This window comes from Acidovorax sp. NO-1 (assembly GCF_000238595.1).
GTDB lineage: Bacteria > Pseudomonadota > Gammaproteobacteria > Burkholderiales > Burkholderiaceae_C > Acidovorax.
In genome coordinates, this window is the sequence record NZ_AGTS01000144.1 from 1 (window position 1) to 21779 (window position 21779).

The window sequence follows — 21779 nt, forward strand, 5'->3', positions numbered from 1 at the left end:
TAAGTGATGTTTATGAAAAAGATTTTTGTCCATCCCCTCAATGAACCACTATCGTCCGACCCACATCGGCATTGTCAGGTTCAGCAAGCTATTAAAACGCCTTCAAACCTCAGCCCCGCCCTTGCGAATTTCGATAGCTTGCCTGATTCTGCACACGTGCGCATGAGTGAAGTCATGCAACTCTTTGGATGCTCTCGAGCCAGTGTCTGGCGCTGGACAAAAGCCAAAAAACTACCTGCACCGAAACGATTTGGTGCCCGATTTCTGGCTTGGAACGTCGGTGACTTGCGTATCGCGCTCGATATACGCTGCTAGCTCAGAGCGTTAAAAGTCAGGTGCTAGGTACTACTTGCGAAGGCAAGATCATTAGTGTTTATATAGCGACCGAGTAGCCAGCCCCCAAGGTATTTAAAAATATTAAATCACTATCTAGGTGAGCCGTTGGCGTGTCCTTTTAAGATAAATAATTAATTTTAAAAATATGCAAATTGTAAAAAACCCTGCAAATCCACTCATCTTGAACAATCGAGTGATTGTATTTGACCACATTGAAGTTATGGGCCAAGGTGTACTGCCCAGCGGTGAAATGCATCTTGTGATTAGAGATCTGAAGTCCATTTTAGAGAAGGAGGTTCCCATCCCAGTGGAGCTTCTGGCTAGCGGACAAACCGGGCCACTTCAAAAGCTATTTATAAAGTATGGGCTATATACACTGGCCGTAAAAAAGCCATATAAAGTGCGGGAAGAGTTACTGCGCGTTATGCAGGAGGTTCGATTGAAGCCTCTGATAATTTCAGAGGGATTTCAGGATGTCACCCTTAATGGGATCGCTTATAAGGTCCTCACTAAAAATGGAGTGTGCTATCCAGTCGACAACAGCGTGAGTGCTAGCGAATTCCATCTAAGTGGTCGAGCCGCAGAAAAAATTGTGACTCAAAAGAATATGGAAGATTTTTTGGGGGAATTTTCGGTATACCTTGAAGAGCTGGATAGGTTTTTAGTGATATTGATTGCAGCCATCGCTGCGTACTTCTTTTGCGCATTTGATGTATCGCGTTTGACATTTCTTTTGGTCGGCAAATCATCTCATGGCAAATCAACCATTCAGCGCGCTGTTTCCTTTTTGGTGGAAGGTCGAAATTCGATTAGGGACTTCAATGCAACGATCATTGGGATGCTTGAATTCTGTGCCGCACAAGGAAGTAAGCCTATTTTTCTGGAGGATGCGCATAAAGCAGGAGAATCAATTATGGATCTAATCATGGAATCTGGAAATGGTTCGGGCCGGTTTCGAAGTAATTATGGAAAAAATCAAGAAGATGAAAAATTGAAAAAAATGACCGGTGTTGCCGTCGTCTCGAGTGAGATGTCCCTTGATGGTATTGCTAAAAGAAATCGATTGATCCTAGATAGAGGGGTGAACGGGAGAAGCATTGAGATTCCTGAAACCGATCATGGGATGTTTGAGAATCTATGTGGATTTGAGACGGGAGCCAAGCTCTCTGAACGCCTGGATGCCCTAGCACCTGACTATGCAAGTGTAATTGGAGATGCGGCGATATCGGAAATTGCCAGTCATTTCACAAAACACAAAGAGCAATGGATAAAACGCAAAAATACCATTCGCAAAAAAATAATTCTTGCTGCTGAACTTGAGGACAATTTGGATGGTGTTGATGCACGCGTGTTAAATGGACTGGTGTTTTGTGCTTTTATAGGGCGACAAATATCAAATGCTGGCTTGTTGCCTGTCAGTCGCAATCGAATTTACGAAGCCTTCGGTCGTGTTTTTAAAGAGCGAATTAATTCTTGCGCATCGGACATGGATCTTTTGAAATCTCAGCGATCGATGCGAACCATCAAATCGGTGCAGGCAATGCTGATAAAAAACAAGAGCAAATTTTCCTCAAAAAAACAGGAGCCTAACGACAACTCAAAAAAGGTCGTTGGCATCATGAAAAACAGCAAAAAAACGGAGAGGTTCTGTATTTGATTAAACCGAATCGCTTTAAATCTCTTTTGGGAGAAGCTTTTCATAGCAAGACTACGGAGGATTTACGAGCTAACGGCTATCTGGTCACTAGTCGACGGCGTGGCTACCACTACCAGCAACGTGTGGGCGAGGAGCTGAAGGACTTCATCGCAATCCGCGCGTCGATTCTGGAAGCTCAGTCCCGCTAAAGCCTAGCACGTAGCCATGTCACAACCAGATGTTGTGACATGGCGATGTGATGCACGTGTCGTAGCGGTGCGGCATTTGAATCACTGTAATACCAAGCCAACGTACCGTTTTGTGTAGTACGCACCACTGAAATGTATCGAGATAAGTTATGGCCTCATCATTGCTGGATACGATCAAAATCGTTGTTGACTGTGATCATAAAAAATGGTTAGAGAAGCAGCAGCGACAGCATAATTCTGGGGGAGGAAATAAAATCACAAAAGCAGCTTCAAGCCCCTACAAGAAGATTAGTGTTCCAGGTGCTTATGGAGCGCGCGCAGTGGTTAAATCTGTGCGTAATGCTACTAAGCTCGTTATCGAGTGTAGCTCTCCCAAGTTTTTAACTGGGCAGAATGTTTTTGGCTCAGAAAAATTGCAGCCGCAAGTTACCGCCATCGTCAAGAAGGTATGCCGTTACTTAGACATTCGTCTTTCCCCACAAGAGCGGAAGAATGTTGAGGATGGGCTTGTTGCTCTTCATCGAATTGATGTGGTGGGCCATCTCAAGATGAAAAACCGAGATATGGTGGACAAGCTACTTAGAAATCTCAAGATGCAGATCATGTTTCTTGATCGGACTACTAGCAACTATAACGATCAAACCCTATACATCGATCAGAATTCAGACTGGAAGTCACTGAAATTCTATGGGAAGGCAGCAGAGGTTAATTTTCGACCACTGGACGAGACTTTGCCGCATCGTGACTTTATTGAGCGCTATTGTGAGGATCTTTTCCGTATAGAGCTCGTATTGCGTCGCCGATTTTTGAAGGCCAGGGGCATCAAATATGTACGAGATTGGTCGCCAAAAATCGGGCGCAAAATTCTTAGAACAGAAATATCTGATTTAAAATTGACGGACAATTCATTAAAGCAATTTGAGCATCAACCTAATATGGGTAGCTTGCCAAACTGCATACTTGCACTGCATAACGCTGGAGTGGATTTGCGCAGCGTCGGGTTTACTCAGCGGCAGCTAAAAGCACATGCCAAAACGATTCGTAGTGCGATTGACGTAAACATCAATACACCTAGATCAGTTCAGCTATTGTCGGACGTTCCTGTCCGAAGAATAATGCACAGCCTCCGATTCGGGAAGAATAGAAAAGCTGTTGCACTTGGAATTGCAGAGATTCTGAGCTAATTGGGTGCAAACCTCGCTCGATTAAATTTATTGGACGCCCCTTTTAAGCTGGCAATTATGTGGATTTTTTCTTTGGATCAAAGCCCATGGCTGCAATTTCTAAATATTTATCCAGCATTTTGATCGCCTCGGGTATTTCTCCTTTGAAATGATCGTGCAGCGCATCCTTGTCGCCGTTAAATTCTTTGAATTTATCGGGAAAGACCTTTTTGTAGATTTCGTTTCTCGTCAACCCCCTTCGCTTGGCATCAATGATTTTTAGTCTTCTAAGAAAAACTGCGGGCTGGGGATTGAATCTATCTGTTTTTTCTTGCTATCTTCTGGTTGTGGAGATTCCTTTTTGGCGGAATCAATAAGATCATTTCGATAGCGTTCAAGATGAATCTTGGCTGACTCCAGTTGGACTTTTATAGCCCTAGAATTATTCAGCGTGGCATCAACCTGAAATCTGATCACCACTTGACCTGGAAGTATTTTTACTCTTATTGTTGTTTTTTCAGTGTTTCGCTTCTTACTTCCCCCTTCCCATCTGTAAATAGCGGTGGAGAGAAAAAATGGGTTTTTTGGGGAGTAGTTTTCTGTGTAATCTTTGAATTTTTTAAGTTGAAATTTATTTGCTATAGCAAATTCGGCTGCAGCCTTAGCATCACCGGTTAGATTTCTCGCATCATCACAAAGTTCAATATATTCAGGATTTCTTTTTAGAAACTCCCACGCCCAACGTCTGGGAGACCATTTTTGATTGTTTTTATAAATATTTTCCGCCATTTTATTCGAGATTCAATTGATGGAGGTGTGTGGGCTGTTACTCGATGTGCTGTTATTAATGCTAAGCGTTTAGGCTAAGCGTTTAGGCTATTTGTGGATTTATTTTTTGAATGCAGTGCTGATAGAGTAAATTTTAGTATTAACGTGGTGTATAGAATCTGCAGGTAGTCTATGACTTGCAGGCCACGTTGGCGAGGAGCCAAGGGCGAGGCGGTGTAATAGCAGCAGTTCGACTGGCTGCGCACGTTGTTGAAGGTGGATGCAGACTACCGGGTTAATAAGCCTCAACAGCGACATGTTGATCGCTTGCGGGAGCGTGACCAATTGGTGCTCACCTGGCATCTCAAGGGCAAGCCTATGAGTCGGTTCCAGGAGTTCAAGTCAGGCGAGTGGAAGAAGTCGCTGATCAAGCAGCGTATCCAGGAGCGCCTGCGCATCGACATTGATATTCCCGTGCCGCATTGCGATCCCAGGGCTTAGCGGGCGGTCGTTGGAGCGGCTTGTGGAGCCGCCGCAGGAGCACCCTTTGCATACTCCGCTTCTCTCACAATAGAGCTTTTCCAATCATAGTTTTTTGTGCCCAACTACAACGCAGAAATCTCCGCAGGCTCACTCATGCCGCTCGAAAGCAGGCGCATTGCCGTGCTGCTGCTTACGCAGCCGGACGAGGCAGCTTGGCGACATGCCATCGAGATCGAAAACATTCTGCAAAAGAACACGCCCGCCACGGCGCGACGCCAAGCTACGTTGATTCGAAAGCGCCTGATGACTCTAGATGCCCAGGGTTGGGAAATGATCGCCAACAATGGAAGCGAGGTGCAAATTCAATTGCTGCTCGCCGCAGCGGTCAAGCACAGTCCGCTACTCGGCGACTTCATGCGCAACGTCTATGCAATGCGCCAGCGAAAGCTCGAACCAACTGTCGATCCTCACGACTGGTCTGACTTTTTGGCGGAATGCACATTGCACTATCCTGCAATCGCGAACTGGACAGACGCAACAAGGGCCAAACTGTTCCAAGTCATTGTCCGCGTACTTGTCGAGGCTAAATACTTAGACAATGCCCGCAGCTTACGACTTACCCCTAAGTCGCTGAACCCCGACGTAAGGCGCTACCTCGCTGACCGCCATGAAACCTATGCCCTCGACTGCTTGGAGCGCGCGCAATGACGCTGAGCCTTGAAGAACGCCTAAATCAAATCTTGCCGCGTATCACTTCCCGAGAATTCCTCGACAGCAAAGGGCTGGGCAACGAAATTGGTTTCTGGATCTTTGACTACCCCCCTGACCGGGAAATGGAGGTGCGAGACTTCCTCTCAGGTACCGTGGTACCGGCGCTAGGCAAACAGTTGCCAGCCATTCGCTGCGCGGTCGTGAATCTACTAGCGCTGGTCACGGACTTACTAGAAGAGCGCAACTTGCTCGACAAAGCCATCGCCATGCAACATGACAAGGGCGACGATAGCGCCCTGGTCGCACTGCGTTCCGTCTTGAAAGAGGACAAGCTGGCCCAGAAAATTGCGACCCGACATGACATTGCTGCGCTAGATTTGCTCGTACTCACTGGCGTGGGCGCCGTGTACCCCATGCTGCGCACCCACACCCTGCTATCTGCGCTACACCCGATCATGGGTAACACGCCATTGCTCATGTTCTTTCCTGGCCGGTACGACGGTCACTCACTGCGCTTGTTCAATACACAGGCTGAAGACCACTACTACCGCGCATTCCGCCTGGTCCCTGAAGCGACCTAGTTGCTCTCCACTTCATACGCCTCCACCAGACCATCTTCCCAAACAGCCCCATGATCATTCGCGACCTGTTCCAAAAGCCCATCGACCGCCCCATCAACGGCGTCATCAAAGCCGACCAGATGGACGCAGCCAGCGTGTGGCAAGAGCTGGAGGAATACGTCGTCACCAAACAGATCAGCGAATACCTGCGCAGATTCTTTGACGCCTATCTGGCCGCCATCGACCGGCCGCACGACGCGGCCATCACTGACCGCATGGGCGTCTGGGTCAGCGGGTTCTTTGGCTCGGGCAAATCGCACTTCATCAAGATACTGTCGTACCTGCTGGAAAACCTGCAGGCGCAAAACCCCGAAACGGGAGAAAAGCGCAGCGCCGCCCAGTTCTTCGATCACCACAAGATCAAAGACGCCATGCTGCAGGCCGACATTCAACGGGCCGTTCAAGGCACCGCAGATGTGATCCTGTTCAACATCGACGCCAAGGCTGACAGCAAAACAGACCGCGACGCCATCCTGCAAGTCTTCCTGCGCGTCTTCAACGAGAAGCTGGGCTACTCGGGCGACGCTCCGCATATCGCCGACATGGAGCGCCACCTGGTTTCCAAGGGAGCGTTGGATGCCTTCAAAGCTGCCTTTGCCGCATCCAACGGCAGTACCTGGGAGCAAGAGCGCGATGCGGTAGATTTTTTGCGGGATGACATCGTGGCAGCGCTGGCCCAAGCCCTCAAGATGACGCCCGAGTCTGCTGGCCAGTGGTTTGACCGTGCGCGCGATGACTTTCGCATCAACATCGAAAACTTTGCTAAGGTCGTCAACGACTACCTGGTCACCCGGCCCGCAAGTCACAAAGTCATCTTCCTGGTCGATGAGGTTGGGCAATTCATTGGCGCCAACTCGCAGCTCATGCTCAGCCTGCAAACCATCACCGAGCAGCTGGGCACGCAGTGCAAGGGCCGCGCCTGGGTCATCGTCACCAGCCAGGAGGACATTGACGCAGCCATTGGCGAAGCCAACAAGGCCAAGTCGCAAGACTTTTCCAAGATTCAAGGGCGTTTTCATACACGGCTGTCTCTGGCCAGCAGCAACACCGACGAAGTGATTGGCGAGCGCCTGCTCTCCAAGACCGAAGCAGCCCATGTATTGCTGCGCGATGCCTTTGCCAGCAAGGGCGACGTCATCAACAACCAGCTCAGCTTTGTCGGCAATGCCGTCAGCCTGCGCGGCTACAAAGACGCTGCCGAGTTTGTTGCCTGCTACCCCTTTGCGCCGTACCAGTTCACGCTGCTGCAAAAGATCTTCGAAACCATCCGCAAAGTGGGCGCCACCGGCAAGCACCTCTCGCGCGGTGAACGCTCGTTGCTCGACGCCTTCCAGTCGGCTGCCGTGCGCAACGCCCCCAATGGCATCAACGTGCTGGTGCCGCTGTACGACTTCTATCCGTCCATCGAAAGCTTCATCGACGGCATGGCCAAGCGCTCCATCGACGAGGCACCGCTCAACCCAGCCCTGCAGCCTTACGACAGCCAGCTGCTCAAGGCGATGTTCCTGATTCGCTACATCCCCGACATCGTCAAGCCCAACATCGACAACCTGGCCACGCTGTGCATTGACCAGATCGACGCCGATAAGCTCGCACTCAAGCGCCAGATCCAGGAAAGCTTGGCACGGCTTGAACAGCAACGCCTGGTCAGCCGCAACGGTGACCAGTGGTTCTTTCTGACCAATGAAGAGCGCGACGTCGCCCGCGAGATTGGCCATGTAGACGTTTCCGCCGCAGAAAAGGCACGCCTGCTCGCCGAAATCGTGTTCGATGAAATCCTGGGCAGCCAGACCAAGGTGCGCCACCGCGATACCAAGTCCGACTACGAATTCAACCGCCTGCTCGACGGCGCGCCCTGGCGCCAGGCCAGCCACGCCCTCAGCTTTGAAGTGCTCACCCCGCTGGGCGACGACTACGACAAACTGCACAGCGCCAAATGCATCCTGCGCAGCAGCGAAGGCGCCGGGCGTGCCCTCGTGCGCTTGGCTGAGGGCGAGCGCCTGGACATCGAACTGGCCACCTACCAGCAAATCGAAAAGTACATCGTCAGCCCCAAGGCCGACCAGGCCACGCCATCGCTCAAACGCATCTTGGCCGACCGCAAGGATGAAAACCGCGAACGCCGCCAGCGCCTCGTGCACCAGTTGTCTGAGCTCATCACCGCAGGCGACTTCTACGCCCTGGGCCAGCCGGTGCAAATCAAGGCCAGCAGCCCGGCCACCGTGCTCGATGAGCTGCTCAACTACCTCATCACCAACACCTACAGCAAGCTGCCGTACCTGAAGGTGCGACAGGCCGACCCCATTGCCGAAATCAAGGCTGTGCTCAGCGCTGGCGACCTGGCCCAGCACGCCCTGGCCCTTAATGGTGAGGCAGGCAACCCGCTAGCCGTACAAGAGCTGCGCGATTACCTCCAGCTGGCTGCCAGCCAATCCCGCGTGCTGCTGTCCGACGTGGTGGACCGCTTTGCTGGCATCCCCTGGGGCTGGAAGCCCGAGTGGGAAACGGTGCTGCTCGTCGCCCGTCTGTTCATGGCAGGCGAGATCAAGCTCATGCTCGAAGGCAGCGACCTCGACCCCGCCAGCGCCGCTGACCCGCTCACCAAATCCGCCCGCTTCAAGCAAGTCTCCATCCTCAAGCGCAAAACCGCCGACGCCACAATCCTGCGCCGTGCGCGCGAGCTGTACAAAGACCTGTTCAGCCAACTCGGCCGTGAAGACGAAGACAGCCTGGTGGCCGACTACCGCACCCGCCTAGGCGACTGGCAGTCAGACCTTAAAAGCTACGCCCACACCGCAGCCACCCCCCACCATCCGGGCAAGGCCACTATTGACGCAGCCCTGGCCCGCATCGGCCAGCAGCTCGCCATCCGCGACAGCTTTGCCTTTATCGAGGCACTGCTCTCCGCCAAGGACGACTGGCAAGACGCATCTGACGACATCCACGACCTCGTCAACTTCTACAAAACCCAGATCACCGCCTGGCGCAAGCTGCTAGCCGCTCTCAGCCAGTTTGCCGACAACCGCGAAGCCCTGAACAAGGTGCCCCAGGCGGCAACGGCACTGGCAGAGCTGACCCAGATCCGCGACAACCCCCAGCCTTACGCCTTGGTCAACCGCATCGAACCGTTGGTGGCCACGGTCACATCCGTTAACGAGCAACTGGCGCAGGAAAAGCGAGAAAAAGCCCTGCTTTCCATCGACGACAAGCTGGCCGAGGTACAAAAACAGCTCGCTGCTTCTGCCGCTACGCCCGAGCTTTCCAACAAGGTCCTCAAACCCTTGCAAGACCTCAAGGCGCGGATTGCGGGCCTCACCGGCATTGCGCAAATCCTGTACCTGCAAAGCCAAGGCGGCGACGCCATGGACGAAGCAATCACCCTCATCGAAGCCGCCGTGGCCGCTGCTGCCGCCAAGCCCACCACGACCAAGGTGGCCAGCCCCGGCGATACCACCCAGCCCCTGCAAACCGGCAAGCCCAACGCTTTGGTAAGTCCAGCACCGGCCCCCAAAACAACCCGCGTGGTGCGCGCTGCCGAGTTCTCTAACCAGCCTTATTTGGAAACCGAAGCTGAGGTGGATGCCTACCTCACCCGGCTCAAGTCCGAACTCTTGGCCGTAGTGCGGGCTGGGCAAAAAGCGCGCGTGCAGTAAACGGCGGTTTTACGGCGCCCCCGCAATACGGCAACGGACCGTTGCCAAAACCCTGGCACCCCATGGCTATTTAACGTATAAAGATGAACAGATAACGTTAATCAGGCGCAAGTCACCCGATGCAAACCCTCACCCAAACCCAATTTCAAGCAGCCTTTGCCCATGGCGCTGTGCAGTCGGTGGCGCTGGAGCCCGTGGGCTCGCAGTTTGCTGTGAAGGTGACCACCCTCACCGGCGAGGCTTCGCTGGTGCAGGCGCGTGGCACGCAGGCACGGCTGTTTGGCACCACCGACGCCGCATTGAAGCTGCTGCACAAACTAGGCGTGCGCCGCATCGTGCTCGAAGGCTTGGAAAATTGGCAGCCAGATCAGGCACCCGAGCACAAACGCAGCCGCCCTGACCGCGCCCAAGCACTCACCCACGCCGCCGAATACGACCGCTGGGTGCGCGCCAAGGTGCAGGCCAGCCGCGACAGCACGCAGCCCGCTATTCCCCCCGACGAATGGCAAAGCACCCGTGCTGAAAAACTGGCCCAACAAAAAGCATTGCAGGCCCGGCAGCCGCAATGACGTGCGCCGCATACCGCGTGGACCGTCGGCCTGAATACCGGCAAGACCTCGACGCCATTGAAGCCTGGATTGCACAAGACAACGCCAGCGCAGCCATCGACATGTGGCTGTGGATCGACGGGCAAGTGGACCACCTGACCGATCCCAACTTCCCCAGCCGCACCAGCACGCGGGTCAACGGGGCACATGAGCTCGTCGCGCACGAAAACTACATCGTCTATTTCGACCAGAACGAAGACCAGTGCGTCGTCACAGTGCATGCCGTGGTGCATGTGGCCCGCATCACCCCACCCCCATTCCATCGGTGATGCACATCCCCATCTCGAAAATATTCAAAAATAATAGCTGCTAGCGCTTGCTAGATAAGCGCTAGAGCCACTTTTGACCATAAAAACATGAACAAGTCCAACCTCAAGTCCTACGCCCCCCAGGCCCGCAAAGACTTCATCGCCGCAGTCACCGCCCGCGCCAACCTGCTGGGCCTTTCCGACAAGGTCGGCACGCTGGAAGTAGCCCCCGCCCAAACACAGGGCGACGTTACCGTCATCGCCGGACAAGCTTGGCCCGCCAAGGTCAACGCCCAGCGCAACAAGCTGATCGAGCGCATCCGCAAAGACGGCTTTGCCCACACCATGGAAGCCGTGGCCTACACCTGGTTCAACCGCTTTGCCGCGCTGCGCTACATGGAGCTACACGACTACCTGGGCCACGGCCACCGGGCGCTGTCCAGCACCTCGGGGGGGCTTCCAGACATTCTCACCCACGCCACAGATCTGACCAGTGAACTGCCTGGCCTGAACGCGGTGCGAGTCACCGAACTCAAACTCGCAGGCAACCGCGATGGCGAGCTGTACCGCATGCTGCTGGTCGCGCAGTGCAACGCCTTGTCCCGCGCCATGCCCTTTTTGTTTGAGCGCATTGACGACGACTCCGAGCTGCTGCTACCCGACAACCTGCTGCGCAGCGACTCCGTCATTGCCAAGCTGGTGGCCGAGATCCCCGAAGAAGACTGGGCCGAGGTCGAAATCATCGGCTGGCTGTACCAGTTCTACATCAGCGAAAAGAAGGACCAGGTCATTGGCAAGGTCGTCAAAAGCGAAGACATCCCCGCCGCCACCCAGCTCTTCACGCCCAACTGGATCGTGCAATACCTGGTGCAAAACAGCGTGGGCCGCCTGTGGCTCATGGCCAACCCGCAAAGCACCTTGGCCAAAGAGTGGCCGTACTACATCACCCCCGCCGAGCAAACGCCCGAGGTGCAGGCCCAGCTCGATGCCCTTATCCAGACCCGCGTGCGCGAAGACGGTGACACCCTCAACCCCGAATCCATCACCGTGCTGGACCCGGCCTGTGGCAGTGGCCACATCCTGGTGGTGGCCTATGACGTGCTCAAGGCCATCTACCTGGAGCGCGGCTACCAGCCCAGAGCCATCCCGCGCCTGATTCTGGAAAAGAACCTCTACGGCCTGGATATTGACGATCGTGCTGCCCAGATGGCCGGCTTTGCGTTGCTGATGAAAGCCCGCGCCGACGACCGCCGCCTGTTCACTGCCACGGATAACGCCGGCAACCTGCAGCCGCCCAAGCTCAATGTGCTGAGCCTGCAGGAGAGCAAAGGCCTGAGCGTGGACGAACTCGCCACCCACCTGGCCCCGTTCAAGGTGCAGCGCGCCACCATCGCCGCGTTGGTGGAAACCTTTGAACACGCAAAAACCTTTGGCTCGCTGATCCAGATTCCCCACGCGCTCAAGACGCATCTGGCCGTTTTGCCGGAGGCGATGACCTCAGCAAAGCATAGCGAGGATATGTATGCCAGCGCAGCGGCGGATGATTTGTTGCCGCTGGTGCAGCAGGCGCAGGTACTGACGATGCAGTTTGATGCGGTGGTGGCGAATCCGCCTTATATGGGCGGCCGAAACGGTATGAACGATGCGCTGAAAAGCTTTTCAGAGGCAAATTTTCCGAGTGGAAAGGCCGACATTTATGCAGCATTCATAGACAGGGGAATGGTTGCTTTAAGGCCTGGACATGGTTCACTTGCCTTCATAACGATGGAAGGATGGATGTTTTTACCCTCCTTTGAAGAATTAAGGAAAAAAATTCAAAAAGAATCGTCAATTGCAACTCTATTGCATCTTGGGCCAAGAGCATTTGAGACCATCTCTGGTGAAATCGTAAGGGTAGTTGCTTTTACTGTTACTCAAAAATCTTTGGCAGGGGATGGAGTGATCGACTGTTTTAGGCTGGTAAAACCAAAAACAGAGACAGAGAAGCGGGATGCCTTTTTGAGTGAAAGGTCCTCGATCAAGTTCGTTCAAAAGAATTTTTCAAGAATCCCAGAGGGACGAATGGCCTACTGGCTATCACCATCTGTCATTGCCTGCTTCGACAAGGGGCGGAATATTGAATCTATTGCGCCAGTTCGTCAAGGGTTTCAAACTGGGAATAACGATAAATTCATGCGCTTTTGGTACGAGATAAGCCAAAGCAAGATGATGTTCGACGCGAGTTGCAAAGAGGATGTTTTTTCCAGCGGACGTAAGTGGGTGCCTTACAACAAGGGAGGAGAATTCAGAAAGTGGTTTGGCAATAATGACTATGTGGTCGCTTTTGACAAAAAAAACTATGAGACGCTAGCCATATCTGGAAATTGCTTGCCATCACGAAATTTCTACTTTCAACAAGGCATTACTTGGTCCGCGATGGGCGGGACTTTTGGAGCGCGTCTGAGCCCTAAAGGGTTCACGTTCAGTGCGAAAGGCGCGAGTGCTTTTCCGAGCGCGGTCGACAGCCCGCTGGTTTTAAGTCTACTCAATTCAAAGGTCGCTAACGCGATGTTTGAGTTTTTGGCACCGACTTTGGACTTTAATGTTGGGGCAATACGACTTATCCCGATCCCTGATTTGTCAACCGATTCAATTGCCGAAATTGGGAAAAGGGTTCAAGCTCTTATTTCGATTGCTGAGAGTGAATGGGATTCATCAGAGACTTCCTGGAATTTCAAATGTCCTGAATTAATTAGAGATCGTCTGGCGTCTGCCCGGTTGGCTTGGGAAGCATTACAAGACAGACGGTGTGCTGAAATTCGACAGGCGGATCAACTAACAAGTGAAGTGGATAGTTTCCTGATTGCTGCCTATGGGCTTGGAGAGGAATCGTCCTTGGCAGGATCGAAGAGTGATTTCGCTTACCTGGCGCCTGTGGAGGCGACACAAACTGAAAAACTAATCTCCTACGCCATCGGCTGCATGATGGGCCGCTACAGCCTCGACGAGCCCGGCCTGATCTACGCCCACGCGGGCAACGTCGGCTTCGAGCCTGCCCGCTACGCCACCTTCCCCGCTGATGCCGACGGCATCGTCCCCATCACCGACGAACTCTGGTTTGCCGACGACGCACCCAGCCGCATCCGCGAATTCCTGCGCGCAGTCTGGGGGCCAGACACCCTGGAAGAAAACATGGCCTGGCTGGCCGAGAGTCTGGGCACCAAGGCGTCTGAGACCCCAGACGAGACCATCCGCCGCTACATCGCCGACAAGTTCTTCAAAGACCACCTGCAGACCTACAAAAAGCGCCCCATCTACTGGCTCTTCAGCAGCGGCAAACAAGGCGCCTTCCAGGCCCTGGTCTATTTGCACCGCTACCACGAGGGCACACTCGCCCGCCTGCGCGCCGAATACGTCGTGCCCCTCACCGGCAAGATCCAAAGCCGCATCGAGATGCTGCAAAAAGACGCAGCAGCCGCCAGCAGCACCACCGCGCGCAACAAGCTGAACAAGGAAATCGAAAAGCTCACCAAAAAGCACGCTGAGCTGCTGGCCTACGACGAAAAACTCCGCCACTACGCCGACATGCGCATCAAGCTCGACCTAGACGATGGCGTGAAGGTGAACTATGGCAAGTTTGGGGATTTGCTGGAGGGGGTGAAAATCGTCACCGGAGGGAGCAGCGATGATTAATTCTGTACGGGTAGTCAACTTCAAGTCGCTGGCAGAAGTGACGCTTCGCCTCGGGCACTTCAACTGCCTGGTGGGCATGAACGGCGCGGGTAAAAGTACAGTCTTACAGGCGCTGGACTTTTTGTCGCAGCTGATGCGCGGCGATGTCCAGGGCTGGCTGGATCGCCGGGGCTGGTCGGCTGCAGATCTCAAATGCAAACTGCGCAAAGAGAGCAATATCACCTTCAACGTGACGTTCGCGCCATCTACAGGCGGGAAGCTGACGTGGGTTGGCGTGTTCAATCGATCGGATTTGCGGTGTTCGCAAGAACACGCTTACCTCGGCGCAAGTGATAGTGCGGGCATTCTCCTGCGTTCGAGCGGCCAGGCATTTCACTTGGAGGGCAAGCCCAGCCAAAGCATTGCCTTTGAGTACCAGGGTTCCATTCTTTCGGCGTTAAAGGACTCGGAGCTGCCAGTGGCCTTGCTGGAGTTTCGGGATGCACTGCGCCGCGTTCGCTCTTTGGAGCTGCTTTCGCCGCACTTGCTGCGCAAAAGCGCGCGCGTCAGTGAGCACGACATCGGGGCTGGTGGGGAGAAGCTGTCGGCGTATCTGGACAACATCAAGGGGGAGCGCAAAGCAGCTTTGGTCACGCTGCTGCAGAAGTTTTACCCCGCTTTGGTCGATTTCAAGATCACCTCGCAAAAGTCAGGCTGGAAAAAACTGTCCGTGTTTGAGCAGTTTGGGGCACAGAAGCTGGAGACAGAAGCACTGCATCTGAATGACGGGCTGCTGCGCATTCTGGCGGTCTTGACCCAAGCAGAGTCTGACCGTTCGCTGCTGTTGCTCGACGAGCTGGAGAACGGCATCAACCAGGAAATTGTGGAAACGCTGGTGGACACGTTGCTGCAAAGCCCTCAGCAGTTGCTGGTCACCACACACAGTCCCTTGTTGCTGAACTACTTGCCCGACGAAGTTGCCCGCAGTGCGGTGCAGTTGCTTTACAAAACGCCGGAGGGGGAGACACGTATTCGGCCATTCTTTGGCATTCCTCGTATAGCGGCGAAGCTAGAAGCGATGGGGCCTGGAGATGCGTTCGTGGATACCGACTTGCGGCTTCTGAGCCAAGAATGCATTGAGGCAGATCGACAGCACGAAGAATCGATCCGTGCGGAGGCTGTAGCCGAAGCCCAAGCAATGCGGGATGCAGAAGAATGAGGGTGATCGTCAGCGGAGAAGGCCCTTCGGATATGGGTGCCTGTAACAACGCGCAGGGGGAGTGCTGTGACGGTGATTTCACGCCAGGGCCGATGATGATTTGGCTGCAAAGGCTGTGGGCGGCTTTGCTGAACTATGAGTTGCTCATCGTCCCAGGAGCCGTCATTTTCGTAAGTGAGACGGCACTTAAGCAGGCTTCTAAGCAGGATGCCGTTCGCATGCAGCGACTCCGAAGTAGAAGCAAAGCCGCTGAAACCGGCTATTACTTCAACAATGCATTGCAGTTGGGTTTGAAGGCGAAGGAGCTGCAAGGTCCCGATGAGTCAGCAGTGATGGCGGTGCTATTCCACGACACAGACAACACCCGCAGCGCTCCTGGGCAACTCTGGAACACCAAGTGGGACAGCATGATGGACGGGTTTGGTGCAGCAGGTTTTGCCTACGGTGTGCCCATGGTGCCCAAACCTGTATCTGAAGCGTGGCTTCTCGCATGCACCCAGCAGGGCCATCACTCGCACGCGGCTCTGGAAGAAATTTCAGGCACTGAACAATCGGAGCATCGTGCAAAAGCCCTGCTGGCCCAAGCTTTTGGAGGTCGCCAGTCTGCTGCTCAGCTCGCCGAATGGTGTGCGGACCATCCGGAAAACTGGGGGCCGCTGCAAACCATGCCCAGTTTCAAGGCATTCTTTGATCGCTTTCATGAAGTTGCAGAGTTGATATTGCGACCTGCAGCAGCTCAACTTAACCAGCAACCATGAGCAGTCAACGCATCTCCGACAGCCTGTCAACTTTGTTCGCGTCTTACCCCGTGGTCTTCTGGCACGACGTGGAGGCCGAGTTCTCATCGACAGTAGGCAGCCTGCCCCCCGAGGGCGTGCAACTGGTGCGCCTGGACGAAACGCCCTCGCTGCGCGTGAAGATTGATATCGAGCGCGCGCCGGGTCAGCGCTGGCTGATCTACAGCACCCAGCCCGAGCCGGAGCCCGCGCAAGACTGGCTGCTGGACGTGCGCCTGCGCAGCAAGTCGTTTCGGGCCGACACCACGTCCATCTTGCTGGAAGACTTGGGTCTGACCACCCAGGCGCTTCGCCACCATCTGAAAGAGCGGGCCAAGTTTCTGCGCGCCAAGGACCGGGTGGAGCGCCTCAAGCGCCTGGTGCTGCCGGGCGACGGTGCGCCAGATCTGGACCGCAAGATGCTGGCCGTGCTGACCCGTGCCGACCAGCCAGAGCTGTTTGCCATGCTGCAGCGCTTGTTTGCTGCGCTGGTGGTGGATGGCGAGGCCGACCTGGCTGCGCAGCCCAAGGCTTGGCAAGACATTGCGGCCAACGATTTAGCGCCTGCGTTCTGGGCACTGGTGCGCTCGCAACTGGGCTATGCCGACGCAGAGCCTAACCTGCGTGACCTGCTGGTGCGTGTGTTGGTGACGGACCTGTGCCGGAGCCTGGACGGTGCACCGCCGCGCCAGTTGGCGCACTTTGTGTTGCCCGACCGCGCCCTGGCAGCCAATGCCTCGGTGTTTGCGGCGCGTTGGCGCTCAGACCTGGCGTTTTTCAGCAGCTACAACGTGCTGGCCCGCGCCCTGGCGCAAGAGCTGAATCTGGCGCAATTGCTGGCCAGCTACACGGCAGAGCAACTGGCCGAGTGCATGGCTTTCGAGGAGGTGGAGTTGCGGGTGGTGCAAGACCTCAAGCAACGCATCGTGGCGGGGGCAGGTGCCAACATGGACGTGGTGCATGGGTTGATTGCACGGCGGCGTGATGGGCATTGGGCCAATCCTTTGCTGGCCAGTGCCAGCGAGCGCACCCGTGCGCTGGCGGCTTGCTACGACGCGCTCACGGCAGCGGCAGACTTTTTCAGCCTCAAGGCCAGCCACGCGGCGGGCTTCAGCTTCGCCGGTGCGGCCACGGCTTTTGGCCAGTACCGCGAGTACCTGTACCGCTTTGACCAGCTGTACCGCCACTTTCACACGGCAGCCGATGCCGTGGAGCCTTCAGGCTGGGCGGTGCTGCATGAGCTGCGCACGTCTATCGAGAATGTGTATTCCGGTTGGTTTGTGCCGCAGCTGGGTGCCGCCTGGGCCAAGGTGGTGGAAGGCGATCAAGGCTTGCTGCAACGCTGGGCCATCCCGGATGTGACGCCGCAGCAGGCGTTTTATGAGCGCGAGGTGCAGCCGTTGTACAGCGGGGGCGCAAAACGGGTGTTTGTGGTGATTTCAGACGCTTTGCGCTACGAAGTGGCGCAGGAGCTGGTGCAGTTCACCAACGGCAAAAACCGCTTCAAGGCATCGCTGGGCGCCATGCTGGGTGTGCTGCCCAGCTACACCGCGCTGGGCATGGCGGCGCTGCTGCCGCACCAGACGCTGGCGTACAAGGAAAGCGCCAACCTCGATGTGCTGGCTGATGGTCACCTTGTTGCTACGTTGGAGCAGCGCAATGAGCACCTAAAGGGCGTCGGCGGCATGGCGATCAAGGCCGAAGACCTGATGGCCCTGGGCAAGGAAAAAGGCCGCGATCTGGTTCGTGACCGCCAGCTCATCTATATCTACCACGACCGCATCGACATGACGGGTGACAAGCAGGCGTCAGAGTCCAAGACCTTTGAGGCGGCGGCGCAGACGGTGCAGGAGTTGTCGCAGTTGCTGGGCTTCATCATCAACTCGCTCAACGGCTCGACCGTGCTGGTAACGTCCGACCATGGTTTCATTTACCAGGAGTCACCCCTGGATGGGGCCGACAAATCGACACTGGAAGACAAGCCCGTAGGCACGCTCAAGGCCAAGAAGCGCTATCTGATCGGCCGTAACCTTGGCACGACCGCCAAAGCCTGGGCAGGCAATACGGCGGTGACGGCGGGCACCACGCTTGAGGGCAGCCTGGATTTCTGGGTGCCCAAAGGGGCCAGCCGCTTTCACTTTGCCGGGGGCGCTCGCTTTGTTCACGGCAGTGCTATGCCGCAAGAGGTGGTGGTGCCAGTCATTACAGTGCGTGAGAGCGAGGCCGACCACGCCAAGACCCGGCCAGTGAATATCAGCGTGCTGGGCAACGTGGGCAAGATGGTGACCAGCTCGCAGCGTTTCGAGTTCATACAGACCGATGCGGTGTCCGAGCGGGTGCTGGCGCGCACGGTGGTGGTTTCGCTGCGCGAGGGCGACGCGCCGATCAGCGACGAGCAGACACTGACGTTCGACAGCACCTCCCAGTTGCTGGATGAGCGCAAGCGTTCGGTATTTTTGACGGTGCTCGCCGGTGCGCATGACCCCCACCGCCGATATGACCTGGTGATGCGCGATGCCATCACCAAGGTGGAAGTGCTACGACTGCCCATAAAGGTGGACTTAGCCTTTGGCAGCGACTTTTAATGGAATGCGGCTTTTTTTAAAACGCGAATGACACAAGAACTGAACCCCTCTATCGCCGCGCCGCCATCCGAAGCATTGGAGTCCGCTGCAGACGCGAGCCTTGACGATCTGCTCAACACGCACTTCGCTGGAAAGGTCGTCCGCAAGGATCTGACCAAGCTCATCAAGGAAGGTGCCAATGTGCCGGTGTACGTGCTGGAGTACCTGCTGGGCATGTACTGCGCGAGCAACGACGAGGCCACCATTCAGAATGGGCTGCAGATGGTCAAGCGCGTGCTGGCTGAAAACTATGTGCGCGCTGACGAGGCAGAAAAGGTTAAATCGAAGGTGCGCGAAAGCGGCACGTACAAAGTGATCGACAAGATCACCGTCAAGCTCAATGAGAAGCGGGACCTATACGAAGCGCTGCTGTCCAACCTGGGCGTGAAGAACGCCGAGATTTCTGACTCGTATGTGCGCCAGTTCGAGAAACTGCTGGTGGGCGGTATCTGGTGCATCGTCACGCTGAAGTACCACTTTGAGGAAGACCAGCGCGGCTCGCCTTTCACCGTGACGGAGCTCAAGCCAATACAGATGCCCAACATGGACATGCAGGCACTGTTTGAGGCGCGCAAGGCCTTCACCGATGCGCAGTGGATCGATGCGCTGATCCGCTCCACGGGCATGGAGCCCACCTGCTTCAAAGAGCGTGAAAAGTGGCACCTGCTGGCGCGCATGGTGCCGCTGGTGGAAAACAACTACAACTTCTGCGAGCTGGGACCGCGTGGCACCGGCAAGAGCCACATCTACAAAGAGATCAGCCCCAACAGCATTCTGGTGTCGGGCGGGCAGACCACGGTGGCCAACCTGTTCTACAACATGAGTGCGCGCAAGGTGGGGTTGGTGGGCTTGTGGGACGTGGTGGCCTTTGACGAAGTGGCAGGTATCAACTTCAAGGACCACGACGGCGTGCAGATCATGAAGGACTATATGGCCTCGGGCTCGTTCAGCCGGGGCCGTGAGTCCATCAATGCCAGTGCTGCCATGGTGTTCGTGGGCAACATCAACCAGAGCGTGGAGTCGCTGGTCAAGACCTCGCACCTGCTGGCCCCTTTCCCCGAAGCCATGATCGACTCGGCCTTTTTTGACCGCTTCCATGCCTATGTGCCGGGCTGGGAAATCCCCAAGATGCGGCCCGAGTTCTTCACCAACCAGTACGGCCTGATCGTGGACTACCTGGCGGAGTACCTGCGCGAGATGCGCAAATACAGCTTTGCCGATGCCATCGACAAATGGTTCAAGCTGGGCAACAACTTGAACCAGCGTGACACCATTGCCGTGCGCCGCACTACGTCGGGCTTACTCAAGCTGGTGTGCCCTAATGGCGAGTACACCAAGGAGTCAGTGCGCAAGTGCCTGGAATATGCGCTGGAAACTAGACGCCGCGTGAAGGAGCAGCTCAAGAAGATCGGCGGCATGGAGTTTTACGACGTGCATTTCAGCTACATCGATTTGGAAGACGGTGTGGAGCGCTTTGTGACAGTGCCTGAACAGTCGGGCGGTGCATTGGTGCCGGAGGGGCGCCTGCAGCCAGGCACCTTGCACACCATCAGCATGGGTGCCTCAGAAATGCCGGGTATCTACCGGCTGGAGATCCAGTCGATTCCAGGCGGCGGCAAGGTCAACGTGTCCGGGGCAGCGCCACGGGAGGCAGTCAAGGTGGCGTTTGACTACTTCAAAGCCAACTCATCGCGGGTGAGTGCCTCCATCAAGCCGGGCGAGCGGGATTTTCATACCCACCTGGTGGAGCTGCAAAATAGTGGTGCCCCCCAAGCGCTGACGCTGGCCAGCTTCATTGCGCTGTGCTCGGCAGCCCTTGCTAAGCCGGTGCAGTCGCAGTTGGCAGTGCTGGGAGATATGAGCCTGGGCGGCACGATTGTTCAGGTGCGTAACTTGGCTGAAAGCATGCAAGTCGCTTTCGATGCGGGCGCGAAGCGCATCTTGCTGCCAATGTCGAGCGTGACGGACATTCCGTCTGTGCCGGGCGAGTTGTTTGCAAAGTTCCAGACCAGCTTCTATTCCGACCCGGTGGATGCTGCGTTCAAGGCTTTAGGAGTTGAGTGATCCTCGCGTTTGTTTTTCGATAGCTCCTGAGCACTATGCAGCCCATGCGGAGGCATTTCGTTCAGCATGTTCTGTGCGAGCTTAGAAGCCTGCGAGCGCGCTTGAAGACTCATTGCAGCCCGCAGCTCAGAAAACTTCTTAGACATTCATACCCTTTCAAACCGAGGCTTCGAATGTGCCCGCTAATACCGGCTTTGAGCTCAGCATCTAGACCCGATGTTAGGCCACGGCCATGTCAGAGCAACATTAGCCGGTTGTAAAGGGAATCAAGCGAAAGCCTCTAGCCCCTTGCGCTTGAGCAGACCCAGTACGCGCCGCGCAGGTCCGCCAGGACGCTTGTCACCAGCTTCCCATTGCGCCACCGAAGACGTTGAGGTGTTCACAAACGCCGCGAGCACACCCTGGCTGATTTGCAGCTGGGAACGAAGCTTGACGATATCCTTTGCTTCGAACACTTCATCATCCAAACACAGCGCATCGTATTCACGCAGGGACTTCAGGTCCATGAAGCCTGCTTTATGCAGGTCCGTAGCAGTGTCATGCAGTGCGGCCAGCAGCGGGCTGGCAGCCTTTTTTGCTTTAGCAGTCATTGCATATCTCCAATACATTCTTAGCAGCTACAAGGGCATCCAGGTCCGCTTTGGAATAGGCGAACAAATCAGCGGCCAACTTTTGAAGCGCGACTTTCTCTCGGTCGGTGATATTGGCTCTGTCGTTCTTCTCAAAGCCATACACAAAAAACCAGTGCGACTTCTTCCTGTGCGCAACAATAGTACGAGAGCCACCGCTCTTACCTTTCCCAGGCAAAGCAACGCGTTTCTTCACGACACCTCCGCCCAGGTCGGCGTCAATCAACCCCTGCTCCATCTCTTTGACGGCATCACAAAGGGCTGCGTCCGTTAAGCCCGCTTTTGAGGCGAACTTGGCAAAGTGTTTGGTTTTGAAGACACGCTTCTTGCTCATAGGCGACTATATCACTTAGTTGTATAGTACAAACTCTGTGCACGGCA

General features: G+C 55.3%; 18 protein-coding genes. 14 read left to right on the forward strand and 4 right to left on the reverse strand.

Annotated elements, in window-relative coordinates:
• The first annotated feature begins 12 nt into the window (after positions 1-12).
• The 3 genes from KYG_RS24075 (at position 13) to KYG_RS24085 (ending at position 3365) form a co-directional block, all read left to right on the forward strand.
• On the forward strand, positions 13-315 hold the full coding sequence (locus KYG_RS24075) for an AlpA family transcriptional regulator (protein WP_085942633.1): 303 nt from the start codon (positions 13-15) through the stop codon (positions 313-315).
• 166 nt (positions 316-481) lie between these two features.
• Positions 482-1993, forward strand: a complete 1512-nt coding sequence (locus KYG_RS24080) for a DUF927 domain-containing protein (protein WP_085942630.1) — start codon at positions 482-484, stop codon at positions 1991-1993.
• A gap of 337 nt (positions 1994-2330) precedes the next feature.
• Positions 2331-3365, forward strand: a complete 1035-nt coding sequence (locus KYG_RS24085; RefSeq protein WP_085942631.1) for a phage/plasmid replication protein, II/X family — start codon at positions 2331-2333, stop codon at positions 3363-3365.
• 55 nt (positions 3366-3420) lie between these two features.
• Here KYG_RS24085 and KYG_RS24760 read toward each other — a convergent pair whose 3' ends face one another.
• Positions 3421-3597: a hypothetical protein gene (locus tag KYG_RS24760; RefSeq protein WP_008906808.1), complete on the reverse strand. Its 177-nt coding sequence runs from the start codon at positions 3595-3597 to the stop codon at positions 3421-3423.
• 26 nt (positions 3598-3623) lie between these two features.
• Positions 3624-4133 carry a transcriptional regulator domain-containing protein gene (locus KYG_RS24550; protein WP_139019428.1) on the reverse strand — a complete coding sequence of 170 codons (510 nt, stop codon included), beginning with the start codon at positions 4131-4133 and terminating at the stop codon, positions 3624-3626.
• Between the two features lie 357 nt (positions 4134-4490).
• Between KYG_RS24550 and KYG_RS25390 the strand changes: the two genes are divergently transcribed.
• From KYG_RS25390 to brxL, 11 genes are all read left to right on the forward strand, one after another.
• Entirely contained in the window at positions 4491-4613 is a 123-nt protein-coding gene (locus KYG_RS25390) for a hypothetical protein (RefSeq protein ID WP_255344437.1), read from the forward strand.
• A gap of 96 nt (positions 4614-4709) precedes the next feature.
• Positions 4710-5303 (forward strand): DUF1819 family protein, encoded by a 594-nt coding sequence (locus KYG_RS20315; RefSeq protein ID WP_034695589.1) that lies wholly within the window; start codon positions 4710-4712, stop codon positions 5301-5303.
• On the forward strand, positions 5300-5887 hold the full coding sequence (locus KYG_RS20320; protein WP_008906811.1) for a DUF1788 domain-containing protein: 588 nt from the start codon (positions 5300-5302) through the stop codon (positions 5885-5887). The genes KYG_RS20315 and KYG_RS20320 overlap by 4 nt, the downstream gene beginning before the upstream one ends.
• A gap of 50 nt (positions 5888-5937) precedes the next feature.
• Positions 5938-9579, forward strand: a complete 3642-nt coding sequence (brxC, locus tag KYG_RS20325) for a BREX system P-loop protein BrxC (protein ID WP_008906812.1) — start codon at positions 5938-5940, stop codon at positions 9577-9579.
• Positions 9580-9698: 119 nt separating this feature from the next.
• Positions 9699-10148 (forward strand): hypothetical protein, encoded by a 450-nt coding sequence (locus KYG_RS20330; RefSeq protein ID WP_008906813.1) that lies wholly within the window; start codon positions 9699-9701, stop codon positions 10146-10148.
• Complete coding sequence (locus KYG_RS23390) at positions 10145-10456, forward strand: type II toxin-antitoxin system RelE/ParE family toxin (RefSeq protein ID WP_008906814.1); 312 nt, start codon at positions 10145-10147, stop codon at positions 10454-10456. Before KYG_RS20330 ends, KYG_RS23390 begins: the two co-directional genes overlap by 4 nt.
• An 87-nt stretch (positions 10457-10543) precedes the next feature.
• Positions 10544-14107, forward strand: a complete 3564-nt coding sequence (gene pglX, locus KYG_RS20340) for a BREX-1 system adenine-specific DNA-methyltransferase PglX (protein WP_008906815.1) — start codon at positions 10544-10546, stop codon at positions 14105-14107.
• Positions 14100-15305, forward strand: coding sequence for an AAA family ATPase (locus KYG_RS20345; protein WP_008906816.1), 1206 nt, complete (start codon positions 14100-14102; stop codon positions 15303-15305). The genes pglX and KYG_RS20345 overlap by 8 nt, the downstream gene beginning before the upstream one ends.
• A complete protein-coding gene (locus KYG_RS20350) occupies positions 15302-16063 on the forward strand; it encodes a hypothetical protein (protein WP_008906817.1) in 762 nt (253 codons plus the stop codon). Before KYG_RS20345 ends, KYG_RS20350 begins: the two co-directional genes overlap by 4 nt.
• Positions 16060-18666, forward strand: a complete 2607-nt coding sequence (gene pglZ, locus KYG_RS20355; RefSeq protein ID WP_008906818.1) for a BREX-1 system phosphatase PglZ type A — start codon at positions 16060-16062, stop codon at positions 18664-18666. Before KYG_RS20350 ends, pglZ begins: the two co-directional genes overlap by 4 nt.
• 27 nt (positions 18667-18693) lie before the next feature.
• Positions 18694-20769, forward strand: coding sequence for a protease Lon-related BREX system protein BrxL (gene brxL, locus KYG_RS20360; RefSeq protein WP_008906819.1), 2076 nt, complete (start codon positions 18694-18696; stop codon positions 20767-20769).
• A 266-nt stretch (positions 20770-21035) separates the two neighbouring features.
• On the opposite strand, the gene KYG_RS20365 is transcribed toward brxL, so the two are convergent.
• Positions 21036-21359 carry a DNA-binding transcriptional regulator gene (locus KYG_RS20365; protein ID WP_008906820.1) on the reverse strand — a complete coding sequence of 108 codons (324 nt, stop codon included), beginning with the start codon at positions 21357-21359 and terminating at the stop codon, positions 21036-21038.
• Positions 21349-21732 (reverse strand): type II toxin-antitoxin system RelE/ParE family toxin, encoded by a 384-nt coding sequence (locus KYG_RS20370; RefSeq protein ID WP_008906821.1) that lies wholly within the window; start codon positions 21730-21732, stop codon positions 21349-21351. Before KYG_RS20370 ends, KYG_RS20365 begins: the two co-directional genes overlap by 11 nt.
• Positions 21733-21779 lie beyond the last annotated feature (47 nt).